The organism is Paenibacillus xylanexedens (assembly GCF_017874615.1).
GTDB lineage: Bacteria > Bacillota > Bacilli > Paenibacillales > Paenibacillaceae > Paenibacillus > Paenibacillus xylanexedens.
Genome location: NZ_JAGIKV010000047.1, coordinates 1 through 13104, shown reverse-complemented (window position 1 = coordinate 13104; position 13104 = coordinate 1). Strand labels below are relative to the sequence as shown.

Annotated in this window: 11 protein-coding genes; all 11 read left to right on the top strand. The window is 47.8% G+C overall.

The window, feature by feature from the left end:
- Positions 1–822: 822 nt before the first annotated feature.
- Positions 823–1560, top strand: a complete 738-nt coding sequence (locus tag J2Z28_RS30830; RefSeq protein ID WP_211085760.1) for a M23 family metallopeptidase — start codon at positions 823–825, stop codon at positions 1558–1560.
- 170 nt (positions 1561–1730) lie between these two features.
- Positions 1731–2018 (top strand): sporulation transcriptional regulator SpoIIID, encoded by a 288-nt coding sequence (gene spoIIID / locus J2Z28_RS30825; protein ID WP_024632710.1) that lies wholly within the window; start codon positions 1731–1733, stop codon positions 2016–2018.
- A 219-nt stretch (positions 2019–2237) separates the two neighbouring features.
- Positions 2238–3236: a rod shape-determining protein gene (mreB, locus tag J2Z28_RS30820; protein WP_211085759.1), complete on the top strand. Its 999-nt coding sequence runs from the start codon at positions 2238–2240 to the stop codon at positions 3234–3236.
- Between the two features lie 102 nt (positions 3237–3338).
- On the top strand, positions 3339–4223 hold the full coding sequence (locus J2Z28_RS30815; protein ID WP_211085758.1) for a flagellar hook-basal body protein: 885 nt from the start codon (positions 3339–3341) through the stop codon (positions 4221–4223).
- Positions 4224–4532: 309 nt separating this feature from the next.
- Positions 4533–5372, top strand: a complete 840-nt coding sequence (locus tag J2Z28_RS30810) for a flagellar hook-basal body protein (protein ID WP_211085757.1) — start codon at positions 4533–4535, stop codon at positions 5370–5372.
- Between the two features lie 12 nt (positions 5373–5384).
- Entirely contained in the window at positions 5385–5609 is a 225-nt protein-coding gene (locus J2Z28_RS30805) for a DNA-directed RNA polymerase subunit beta (protein WP_017691949.1), read from the top strand.
- 488 nt (positions 5610–6097) lie between these two features.
- On the top strand, positions 6098–6529 hold the full coding sequence (gene fabZ, locus J2Z28_RS30800; protein WP_211085761.1) for a 3-hydroxyacyl-ACP dehydratase FabZ: 432 nt from the start codon (positions 6098–6100) through the stop codon (positions 6527–6529).
- Between the two features lie 111 nt (positions 6530–6640).
- Positions 6641–8362, top strand: a complete 1722-nt coding sequence (locus J2Z28_RS30795) for a phospho-sugar mutase (RefSeq protein WP_211085756.1) — start codon at positions 6641–6643, stop codon at positions 8360–8362.
- A 411-nt stretch (positions 8363–8773) separates the two neighbouring features.
- Positions 8774–10795, top strand: a complete 2022-nt coding sequence (locus J2Z28_RS30790) for a DUF5693 family protein (RefSeq protein WP_211085755.1) — start codon at positions 8774–8776, stop codon at positions 10793–10795.
- Positions 10771–11952 carry a polysaccharide pyruvyl transferase CsaB gene (gene csaB / locus J2Z28_RS30785; RefSeq protein WP_211085754.1) on the top strand — a complete coding sequence of 394 codons (1182 nt, stop codon included), beginning with the start codon at positions 10771–10773 and terminating at the stop codon, positions 11950–11952. Before J2Z28_RS30790 ends, csaB begins: the two co-directional genes overlap by 25 nt.
- A 7-nt stretch (positions 11953–11959) precedes the next feature.
- Positions 11960–12721, top strand: a complete 762-nt coding sequence (locus J2Z28_RS30780) for a WecB/TagA/CpsF family glycosyltransferase (protein ID WP_211085753.1) — start codon at positions 11960–11962, stop codon at positions 12719–12721.
- Positions 12722–13104: the final 383 nt, after the last annotated feature.

Here is a 13104-nt window from a genome sequence, read left to right as displayed (position 1 = left end):
AACCGTCGCTCGCATATGGACTCCCGCGCTTAGGGCTTCGGCGAAAAGCAGCATTTTGTGATGGGCTTGACAAAAACGTTCATAGCAACGAATCTCAGACACGTTATATCACGACATACCATCGAATTGGGGCGATAATAGCGCCCAAAAGAGTAATTAGCGTGCCTACGGTTCGTTAGAATTCCTAAGCTACGATTTCCCCGCCAATAAGGCCGTCTGAGTTCGTTAGAAATATTTTATTATCTAATCATTAGCAAAATTGAGGGTGCTGTCATTCACTACATGCTCATTCGCAATAAGCAGCCGAACCAAAAATAAAATCAGAACGTTGAAATCAAATTTCCAAGTTCTAAGGTTAAAAAATTGATTTATGTTGCCTGTCTACCAAGCAACTTCTAACTATACTGTAATCATTCATGATCCAGTCACATCCTATATCATTTCGCTCTCACCGATAAATGCACTTCATAGAAAGATTGGCCTCTACAGGCAATCCGGACCAGTCTACCAACACCCATTCCGGAGCTTTCGAGATTTGGCTATATATGAGGAGAGTGCTAGCGTATGGGGAGCGCAGGGGACAGAAAAGACCTGTAGAAGCGAAGCGGCCGCCTTTATCACCGGATTTCTCCATTGGGAGAAATAATCAGGAAATCCGGGGATAACAGCCGGTCGAAAGGTTTTCTGGCCCCGAAGCGGCGCACGCACTAATCACTCCTCCCCCACATATATAGTACTCTCTGAAACCTCCGTGAAAATAATTAGAGTCGCGCGTGTATAAAAGAGTTGCACCCGGTAACACTTGTTACTGAGGTGATTAAGATGAATGAACAAAACAAAAAAACAATCCAAGAAGAAACTCCTAAAACAACTCAAGGAGTACCGGCTAGTCAGCCCTCTTCATGGAAAAGAGCAATGTCCAAACGCTGGGTCTTCCCGGCAGCCTACATCGCAGCAGCAGGCATTATACTAACCTTAGTGTGGGTCTATCAGGGCACAGGCGACAAAACGCTGAACTCGGACCCTGCTAGCGGGGTAGTAGAAACAGGCGCATCGGTGGGTACAGAAGGAACAGCGGTAGGCGGAGAAGAAAGTGTGGAAGTTGTTGCAAAGTCGGAGAATTTTGGTTGGCCGGTAGCGGTACCGTCCGAAATTTCGGTAGTAAAACCTTTCTATGATAGCGAAGCTTCAACTGAGGAACATGAAGCGGCAATGGTGCAGTACAATGATACATTCATCCCGAACACGGGTGTGGATCTGGCACGTGGGGATAACAAAACGTTTGAAGTCAAAGCAGCGCTTGGTGGTAAAGTCACACGGGTTGAGCAAAATCCGCTCGCAGGTCAAGTTGTGGAAATCACACACAGCGATAACCTGAAGACAGTATACCAAAGCTTGGCAGACGTCAAAGTGAAACAGGACGACGAAGTGAAACAGGGAGATGCGATTGCATCCGCTGGCGTCAATGAATTGGGTAAAACGCTTGGCAACCACCTTCACTTTGAAGTGTACGAAGACGGACAGCCGGTTAACCCGCAAGGATATCTTCCGGAAAAATAAATGAATTTTACCGCAGCAACATGACGGGCAGAGGGTTAAACCTCTGCTCTTTTTGTGCTTTTCAGAAAATAATGGGACCTTCGAAGCTTGTCACACCTCTAAACCGCGAATATATAGGCATGCTCCTCATATAATGTACCAAACTATCCACACAGTAGGGAGGCGGGAGCGTGCACGATTACATCAAGGAACGGACCATCAAAATTGGTCGCTGCATTGTTGAGACGAGGAATACGGTCCGTACCATAGCCAAGGAATTCGGCGTGTCAAAGAGTACTGTGCATAAGGATCTGACGGAGCGTCTGCCGGAAATCAACCCTGATCTTGCTGACCAGGTGAAACACATTTTGGAGTATCATAAGTCAATCCGCCATTTGCGGGGCGGGGAAGCGACCAAAATTAAATACAAAAAAACGAGCGGCAAGAAACGTGAGGTGTTGGCTTCCGCCAAATCGTAAGCATCTTCACAAAGACGTAGGGCAAAAAGCTCACACATGCATTGAATCCCTCCCCTGAAGTATGATATGTTAAAAGCTGGTACAGGATCGAATTATGACATCTTATCAGCCCGATTTTTACATATATATGTTGCACTTTGTCGAACGAGCGGTGACGTGATAAGGGACTCTTTTTCACAGGATACGCTGACCAAATAATATCACTTTGGGGGCTCTTTTATGTTTAGCAAGGATATCGGTATTGATCTTGGCACGGCGAACGTGCTTATTCACGTGAAAGGAAGTGGGGTTGTCCTCGATGAACCTTCCGTCGTGACCATTGAAAGAGATACGAAGCGTGTCCTTGCTGTTGGGGAAGAAGCGCGTCGTATGGTGGGGCGTACTCCAGGTAACATTATTGCCATTAGACCGCTGCGTGACGGCGTTATTGCGGACTTCGAGATTACGGAAGCGATGCTCAGACATTTCATTAATCGTGTGGGTGCAAGAAGCTGGTACAGCCACCCTCGAATTTTGATCTGTGCACCAACGAACATTACTTCCGTGGAGCAGAAGGCCATCCGTGAGGCGGCAGAACGCAGCGGTGCCAAAGAAGTGTTTCTGGAAGAAGAGCCGAAAGCGGCAGCGATCGGTGCGGGAATGGATATTTTTCAGCCGAGCGGCAATATGGTCGTGGATATCGGCGGCGGTACGACTGACGTTGCAGTCCTGTCTATGGGCGACGTAGTCACCGCCTCTTCTATTAAAGTCGCAGGGGACAAGTTCGACGAAGCGATTACCAAGTTTATCAAAGCCAAGTACAAGCTTATGATCGGTGAACGGACCGCTGAAGATATCAAAATTGCGATTGGTTCCGTGCATCCGGGCGGACGTCAAACGGAGATGGACATTCGCGGACGCGATATGGTATCCGGTCTGCCTGTTACCGTAACGGTATCAGGAAATGAAGTACAGGAAGCGCTCTGGGATTCCGTGCAATCCATCATCGTGGCAGCCAAATCGGTATTGGAACGTACACCGCCTGAATTGTCAGCGGACATTATCGACCGTGGTGTTGTTTTGACTGGCGGAGGTGCATTGCTGAACGGACTGGACGAGCTTTTGTCCAATGAATTGCATGTACCGGTATGGGTTGCGGAAGATCCAATGCATTGTGTCGTGAAGGGGACAGGCATTATGCTTAATAATTTGGATCAGGTAGTTAAGAAAAAGTTCTAATCTGCCGATATAAAAAGCAAAGGTTCGCCATGCTCGGGAAGCAGAACGGACAAGCAGCCAACCTGCGATGCAGGACAAGCGCTTGAGGAGAGGGGTTAATTCATGTTAAGAGGTCTGTACACCGCTACTGCGGGAATGATTACGCAACAACGCCGCCATGACACAGCAACACAGAATATCGTAAATATGAACACCACGGGATACAAACAGGTGAACAGCGTAAGCCGTTCCTTCCCGGAAATGCTCATTACCTTGGTAGGCGGAGATGCAAATCTCCCGACAAAGCGGCTGGGCAAGCTGAACACGGGGGTGTTCGCGGAAGAGAGTTTGTCCATGAATTTGCAGGGGACCATTATGGAGACTGGGCAAAAAAATGATTTTTCCATTTCATCCAATATGACTGTCAATGATCCGCAGACTGGACAACCTGTCCCGTTTGACGCATCAGGCAAATTTGTACGGGCCGACGGCACGGTAACTTACCAGCCTCAGGCGTATTTTACAGTTCAGGATGCAGAAGGTAACACCGGATATACACGCGATGGTCACTTCGAGATCACTGGAACGGGACAATTGCTGAGTTCAACAGGTTCACAAGTGTTGGATAATAATGGACAACCTGTCGTGTTGACAGGTTCCGTGGAGCAATTTAAAGTGGATGAGCAAGGCCGTTTGGTGGATGCAGCAACGGGTGTACCGACAGGGGTTACTCTCGGCATTAGTGTCATTGACCAGCCGAATCAACTGGTTCGTCAAGGTAATGGCAATTTCAGTCTCAGCGATGCAAACGGGGCAACGTCCCGGATGATGGCTGCCGGTGATAATGTGCAGATCCGTCAGGGATACCTGGAAGGTTCCAATGTTGATGCCTCACAGGCAACGGTTGATATGAACGCTGCATTCCGTGCGTATGAAGCGAACCAGAAGGTCGTACAATTTTACGACCGCAGTCTGGATAAAGCCGTCAATGAAGTCGGGCGTGTATAACGCCGACGTTTAAATATAACCGCGCAGCGGAGAGCCAAACGCCCTTTGCGGAGCAAAGCAAGGAAGAGACCCCGCGGAGCTACACGCAGCATAAAGAGCGTGCCGTGCTATGATTCAGCCATGTGGAACTATGGCGGGAATCATAGCACGGCAGTCGCGGCGAACACACACCACCGTCACTTAGCAAGATCGTACCCCACTTACCTAATCCGCCTGTTTCGGGAGTCCAGAGGGCAGCGCCATCTGGGGCCCTCCCTACTAGGGAGGGTTTGGGAGGGTGGACAGGACACAAGGGAGGGTATACCACCAATGAATAATTCCATGATTAGTGCCAAGGTTTCCATGACTGCCATACAGCAGCGTCTGGATGTCATTTCCGATAATATTGCCAACGTGAATACGGCAGGCTATAAGAGCAAGCAGGCGGCATTCGAGGATGTGCTGACCCGGGTTCAACAACAACCGGACAAGTACAAACTGGATGGACGTTCCACACCGATGGGATATAACCTCGGTTTTGGTGCTCGTTTGGCAGATGTAACGAAGGATATGTCTCAAGGCCCCTTGAACGAGACTGGTCTTCCGACCGATCTGGCCATTGAAGGAAATGCGATGTTTGCAGTTGAAGCGAATGGGGAGAAAATGTGGACACGTCAGGGTGCATTTCATTTTGTACCTGATACAAGACCTAAGCCTACTCCGAATTCACCTGATCTGATGGTGATGGTCAATGGCGAAGGCCACTTTGCCCTGGATCGTCTAGGCAATCGTATTACGGCACCGAATAATAGCAAAGTTGCTTTTGATGAAAATGGCAACCTGTTAATCCGACGCGGTAATGCGGCAAACGCAACCATTGGAGCACAGCTGCAAGTGGTAGACATTGAACGCCCTGAGGGGCTGGTACAGTATGCGGATAACCTGTTTGGTCTGGATGCAGGATTGACCGAGGATGATGTATTTGGCGCTAACGCAGCTACACGTCAAGCAGCTGCATTGATTCGTCCAGGATTTCTGGAGCAATCCAATGTGGATCTGACACAGGAGATGTCTTTGCTTATGCAAGGACAGCGGACATATCAGCTGGCGGCAAAGGCGCTAACTTCAAGTGATTCCATGTTGGGTCTTGCCAACAATATGAGAGCGTAAAAGGTGAATGTGATGACAGAAACACAGCAGCAGAACAGTAAGCCAGAGAAAAAGGAAGTCAAGAAGAAGAAGAGTGGATGGCGCATCGCAAGATGGTTCCTGGTTCCGGTCCTGCTTGTTCTTGCCCTCGCTGGCGGAATGGTAGCTGGATATGTGGTACTGGGCAAACAGGATATCGGTTCCGTATGGCAATGGAGTACATGGGAACATGTATATAATCTGGTGTTCGCTCCATAATGTAACGAGTTAAGCGAAAACTCCTGCGCAGGCAGGAGTTTTCTTTTTGACGTTGAAAACAGTATAATGATGGATGACGTTTGACGTCACAAAAGAGGCCTCCCCTGCGAAAGACATTCGTCATCGCGAAGAGAGACCCCTTATCTTAACCTTCACTACTGCAGTCATGAAGGATATCACTAGTGTTAACCCAAAATATGCTTTCCATACAAAATTTAAAAATTAAAAACCCATTTATATGAGCTTTTGACTTTGTCATGTGGGGGTTGACCTTGCAGCACCGAAGTAAGTGGAGGGAACGGAATCGTTCAGAAGAAGCGAAGCGCTCGCCTTTGTCACCGAATTTTGACCTCTCTGAGGTTGATCAAAAAAATTCGGAGACAACAGCGATCAGAGGGACGATCCGTAACCGTAACGACCACCGTAGCGCTAAGAGTCAGTCCATGATGAAGAAGGCTCATATAAACATCCCGAGAGGAGATTACACTGTGCTCGATATCAAACAGATTCAAGAAATCATCCCGCACCGCCCCCCGTTTCTGCTGGTGGACAAGATTCTAGAGATTGAGGATGGCAAACGTGCCGTTGGTTTGAAAAACGTAACCATTAACGAACCTTTCTTCATTGGTCATTTCCCAGAGTATCCGGTAATGCCGGGTGTTTTGATTACAGAAGCGCTGGCTCAGGTTGGTGCAGTAGCCATTCTGAATATGGAAGGCAACAAAGGCAAAATCGGCTTTTTGGCGGGACTGGACAACTTCCGATTCCGTGGACAAGTTGTGCCCGGAGATACGTTGATTCTGGAAGTGGAGATTACACGTCTGAAGGGTTCTATTGGTAAAGGTAAAGCAACTGCCCGAGTGAACGACAAAGTGGTCGCTGAAGGCGAGATTATGTTTGCACTGTCTGACCCAAGCTGATTACATACGTGAGCATTGACATCATGCAGGAACGTAGACGGACCGAATGATGCAAGATGCTGAAGTAACTCAGCACACCTGAATTTATATAGACGGAAGGGGTTTATCGGAATGGAACAGTTAAGCACAGCAGCAGCAGAAACGTTGCAGCAATGGTTGGAGGATGCTTCGATTGATGAAGCAACGAAACAGGAGCTTCGTGACTTGCAGGATCAGCCGAAAGAGCTGGAGGAACGTTTTTACAGAAATCTGGAGTTTGGTACAGGGGGATTGCGTGGGGTCATCGGTGCGGGAAGCAATAGGATGAACCGTTACACCGTAGGTCGGGCAACGCAAGGATTTGCGCGTTATTTGCTTGAGCAGCATGGTGACCAAGAGGGTAAACCTTCTGTTGTCATTGCTCATGATTCCCGTCATTTCTCACCTGAATTCACACTGGATGCTGCGCTTGTACTGGCTGGAAACGGCATTGTAGCCAAGCTGTTCCCATCCCTGCGTTCAACTCCTGAGTTGTCATTCGCAGTGCGTCATCAGAAGGCAATTGGCGGAATCGTTGTAACAGCGAGCCATAACCCACCGGAATATAACGGCTACAAAGTCTACAATCATGAGGGCGGTCAATTGGTACCGGATGAAGCGGAAAAGGTCATTCAGTACATCCAGGAAGTGCCTTCCCTTGCTGATGTGAAAAAGCTGACGCAAGAAGAAGCAGAAGCTCAAGGACTCCTGATCTGGTTGGGTGAAGACCAAGATCAAGCGTTTGTGGATACCGTAGCAAGCCGCAGTCTGAGCCGCGAACTGATCCAATCCGGCATAGGCCGTGATTTCAAAATCGTTTACACACCGCTGCACGGAACAGGCAACATCCCAGTACGTAGCGTGCTGGAGCAGATCGGATTCGAGCAAGTGCACATTGTAGCTGAACAAGAACAGCCGGATGCTGAGTTCTCTACCGTGAAATCCCCTAACCCGGAAGAACGCGAAGCGTTTACGCTTGCAATGAAGCTGGGAGAATCCGTGGGCGCTGACATTCTGATCGGAACAGATCCGGATGCAGACCGTATGGGTGCTGTCGTGAAAGACAACGATGGCAAATATTTCGTCTTGTCCGGTAACCAGTCTGGTGCCATTATGGTACATTACCTGCTCAGTCGCCTGCAAGAGACAGGTACACTGCCAAGCAATGGTGCGGTTGTCAAAACAATCGTAACAAGTGAGATGGGTGCTGTTATTGCTGAACATTACGGTGCAGAAGTGATGAACACACTGACAGGCTTCAAATATATTGGTGAAAAAATGAACCAGTTCGAAGCAACAGGCAGTCATACATTCTTGTTCGGATATGAAGAGAGTTATGGCTACCTTTCCGGTAACTATGCCCGTGACAAGGATGCTGTCCTTGCCTCGATGCTGATTGCTGAAGCAGCTGCGTATTATAAGAGCCAAGGCAAGACGCTGTATGATGTCTTGCAAGAGCTGTACAACCAATTCGGATATTTCTTGGAGAAGCTGGAGTCCCGTACGCTGAAAGGCAAAGACGGCGTGGCTCAGATTCAAGCCAAAATGACGGACTGGCGTTCCAATCCGCCACAAGAAGTAGCGGGAATTGCTGTACAAGATGTACTGGACTACTCCCTTGGTCTGGACGGTCTTCCGAAGGCGGACGTACTGAAGTTCATTTTGGCAGACGGTTCATGGTTCTGCTTGCGTCCTTCAGGAACAGAACCGAAGATCAAAGTATACTTCGCCGTGCGTGGAGAGAATTTGGAAGATGCGGAAAGCCGGATCGAGCGTCTGGTGACTATAGTGATGTCGCGTGTAGACGCACAATAATACGAATGCAACAATGAGCAAGAACATGAGAAGGCCTCTCCGCACCGTAAGGTTGGTTGGCGGAGGGGTTTTTCTTTGAAATAATATTACAGATGGATCTATATAAATTGAACTGAACATTTACACGAGAACGTAGAGGGCAGAAATAACCTGAAGAAGTGAAACGTTCGCCTTTATCACCAGATTTTCACCTTTATTAAAAGTGAATCAAAAAAATCGGGGGATAACAGCGATCGGAAGGTTGTTCTGCCATCGAAGTGGCGAGTGTAAATAATGCTTTAGTTCAATCTATATAGCATATAAGAGGGCTTGTTGACACAAGCTGTTTGTAACCTATTGTATAAATGTTAAATGAACGAATTACTTGAGCTGAACGTGCATTTGGTTCCAACACTTGAGGAGGTACATGTAGTGCGTCAAAAATGGCTTTATTGGAATAACGCTTCTCGGAAGTGGTTGTGGCTCGTCGTTATTATCGGTCTGGTCGCGTCCATCCCTGTAATCAGTGATCGGGTGCAGACAGAATCTTCTGCCAAAAAGGTGGAGCTTGTCTTTAACTATCGAGGACTGCTGGATATCTCAGCGTATCAGGCACATCCGCAAGATTTCATGAATGAACAATTGACTCGTCTAAAAGACGCAGGCGTAACAACGATGGCTGTGTTCGAAAGTACATTGGACGAGCTGAGAAAGACACGCCGACTAATGGTATATAACGGCCAGGATCTCGCGAACCTGACTAAAGATGTGATCCCTTCTAATGCAAATTACACGTATGTGTTATTTACATCGGAGGAAAACGCACAGACGTATACCCCTATTATTGAACAAACGTTCGCTGATCGGCAGATTCCGGTAGTACCATGGGAATATGAAGGTCGTAGCGGCTTAATATTGCAGACTCCTCCGGAGAATGCCAACATGCAGCCTTTGCAGCCCGATCCGGTTGCCGTGAAGATGCTGCGTGATAAAGGTTTCTACATTTTGCCGCGGATCTCGGACAGTGTGCCATACAGTCAGGAATCGATGGAGCGCTTGCTTACCTTCTTCGAAGAGAATGGTGTAAAGCGCATCTTGTTTGATGGTGATGCTGTGAAAGGGTACAATGATAATGCAGAGATGAAAAGTCTCGACCAATTCGCACAGTTGCTGAACAAACACAATATTGGTCTTGCAGCTATCGAGAACTTGAAGAAACCGCAGTCTGGGTTCGAGACCCTTGCTTATAAAACGGATTACAACGTTACGCGTCTGTACTCGCTTAGTGATGGAGATGCCAATCTGGACGTAGACACGATTGCTGACCGTTTTGTTCTCGCAACCAAGGATCGCAATATTCGTATGCTCTATATGAATGCATCGCCAAGCCGGAATACAGCAAAGGCCATGATTACAGATCCAATTGAGAATCTGATCAATAGCCTAGGTGAGCCGGGTCATGCGGTAGAACGCATGGCGAAGCATGGATTCGAGCTAGGACAAGCTGAAGCATTTACAGTTAAGGATTCTTCGATTCAGCGTTATGCCAAGCTGGTTGCTCTTGTTGGTGCAATTGCCATGATTGCACTTATGGTTTCTTATTTTATCCCACTACTGACCTTGATCGCATTTGCGGTCGCTTTGGTGGGCAGTGCAGGATTGTTCCTCTTGAAACCAACGCTGCTGGAGCAAGGAATCGCCTTGCTTGTGGCAATCGCCGCGCCGACCATAGCGATGGTGCTGGCCGTTCGTACAGTGAACTATCAGCAACAGCGTCAACCAGACGCATCCGCGGGTCGTCGTTTGAAACAGACATTAGTTTTATATGTAAGAACTTCGATTCTGTCATTCCTGGCGGTACCTTTTGTCATCGCATTGCTTAACAGTATTACGTACAGTCTGGTGATTAACCAGTTCCGCGGCGTGAGTCTGTTGCACTTTGCACCTATGGCACTGGTGGCGATCTATATTGTGTTTTACCGGGGTGCGGGTTCGTTCTCCATTAAACAAATTAAAAATATCCTTCGTACACCGATTACCGTTGTGATGGTTGTGCTGGGACTTGTTGCAGCCGTTGTTGGATATTACTATTTGAGTCGTACAGGCAACTCGGGTTCGGTAACACCATTCGAGATGTTCCTTCGTGTTGTGTTGGAAGATACGTTCGGTGTACGTCCGAGATTTAAAGAATTTATGCTGGGACACCCGCTGTTTATCGTTGGCGTGTTCGCCGCTTTAAAATATCGTAAAGTCATCTTTGTGCTCATTATTGCAGCGATTGGACAGTTGTCCATGGTGGATACGTTCGCGCATATCCATACGCCGGCTGTATTGTCACTCATTCGTGGAGTGATGGGATTGGGACTTGGCTTAATCTTCGGTATCATTGCTGTGGGTGTGTGGCAAGTAGCGGAAGGATGTTGGAAAAAATGGTCACCACTTCTCAAAAGTTAGTCATCTCGGGGTATTACGGATTCTGCAATAGCGGAGACGAAGCGGTGCTAAAGTCGATTTTGACAGCGCTGGAAGAGGAAAGCCAAAGGTCGAACATAACGATTGAACCTATTGTTCTCTCGGGTGATCCCGAGTCGACAACCGCCATGTACGGTGTGCGCTCCGTGCATCGTATGAAATTGAAGGAAGTCCGTGAAGCACTCAAGGAGAGCGACGGGTTAATCAGTGGCGGAGGAAGTCTATTGCAGGATGCAACTGGACTGAAATCCATTCCTTATTATCTGGGTGTAATCAAGCTGGCCCAGTGGCTGAAAAAACCAACGTTTATCTATGCACAGGGGATTGGTCCTGTGAATCGTAAAATTTTCAATCCGATGATCAAATCGGTCTTTAAGGCCTGCACCTATGTATCCGTTCGGGATGAACAATCTGCAGATTACCTGCGTGGGCTCGGGTTACAGTGGAATCAGATCCATGTTGTACCCGACCCCGTAATGGGTTTGCCATTACCTGAAACAAAAGTTGAGAGGAGCGCAGGTGCTGTCTCAGCAGATGCTGCTACTCAAGCTAATCGAGTGGAACCTTCAACTGGAGGACATACCAAGCTTCCTGTGATCGGCGTTTCGGTACGTTTCTGGGAGTCAGACCGGAAGGAACTTACGGCTATTGCCGCCGGATTGAAAAAGCTGTGCTCCAAAAGAGCGGTGCACTTGCGTTTTCTGCCATTTCATCTGCCAGTTGATGAACAGGCATCACGATTCCTTATGGAAATGCTCGGTGATGTGACCAGCAAAGGCAGCGAGATTAGCATCACAGAAGATCTGACCGACCCTCAGCTTATGCTGGAGGAAGTCAGCAAGTGTGATCTCGTCATCGGTATGCGTCTGCACAGTCTGATCTATGCAGCTTCGCAATATGTGCCTCCGGTGGGTATCTCGTATGATCCGAAAATTGATCAATTCCTGCTTCGTCTGGACAGTGAACCAGCAGGCAATACGGATACACTTGATGGCGACAAACTCGCTAAGACTGTTGTTGGACTGCTGGATCAACGTTCACAGTGGTTGAAGGAACATGAAGAAGGCATCACCCAACTGAAGCAGGAAGCCAGAGTGCCTGCACAGCAGATTATTAACTATTTAGGCCGCAAAGGATGAGATAAAGATGAGTCAGACCGGATCAATACCTACCGTTTCGATCTACGGCATTCCTTTTTCCAAACTGACGATGAAAGAAACGGTAAAGGTTCTCCAGGAAGCTGTGCTGTCCAAGCAGACACCACATCAGGTCATTACAGCCAACCCCATTATGGTTATGGCCGCATTGGAAAATCCCGCAATTATGGAAGTCATGCAAGCTGCGGAATTAATTGTTCCTGATGGAACAGGTGTCGTATGGGCTGCGAACTATTGTGGAGATCCTGTAGCTGAGCGAGTGCCGGGATTTGAGCTTTTACATGAATTGTTGCGTGTTGGAGAAAACTATCGATGGGGCATATATCTGCTTGGTTCCACCCCTGAGGTGATTCAAGAAACGGCAGTTCGGTTACAACAGCAATATCCGGCTATTCGAATTGTGGGTTATCGCGACGGTTATTTTGGTCCGGCTGAGGATGAACAGGTCATCGCTTCCATTCGGGAAGCGGCACCTGATCTGTTGTTTGTAGCACGTGGGGCCGACACACAAGAACCGTGGATTCACAAGCACAAAGATGCATTACAGGTTCCCGTAACCATGGGCGTTGGCGGCAGTTTTGATGTGATTTCGGGCAAAACCAAACGTGCGCCTATGCTATTCCAAAAGTTAAGACTGGAGTGGTTTTATCGCTTATTGCGTGAACCAAGCCGGGCTGGCCGGATGCTTGCGCTTCCGAAATTCGCTGTTAAGGTGATGCGTGACAAAGAAAACGTGACGAAAGTCCGTTAAAAACAGGTAATTGCGAGATAAATGCGTGTTTTTGCTAGAAATTGAGGATGGCTTTTCGGGTGTGATGAGCGTATAATTCATTCCGGATTACATGTGTGCCACTCCATGAAAACAGAAGCGTTACACTTGGCACTACGATTGCAAGGCAACCTGTCGATCGCCGTTATCCCCAGATTTCCTTTTATCCTTTTCCAAAGGATGAAATCCGGTGATAAATGCGAACGTTACACTTCTCTAGTTTTCCTTGCACTCTCCGTTATCGTGTAACAAAATTTTTCATCAAAAGTGACTATATAGATTGAACTGAAAATCTTTACGCCCGAACCAGTAGCCGATCAATTAATTCAAAAGGACTCTGATTGACCCGTTTCATGAAATCTGCA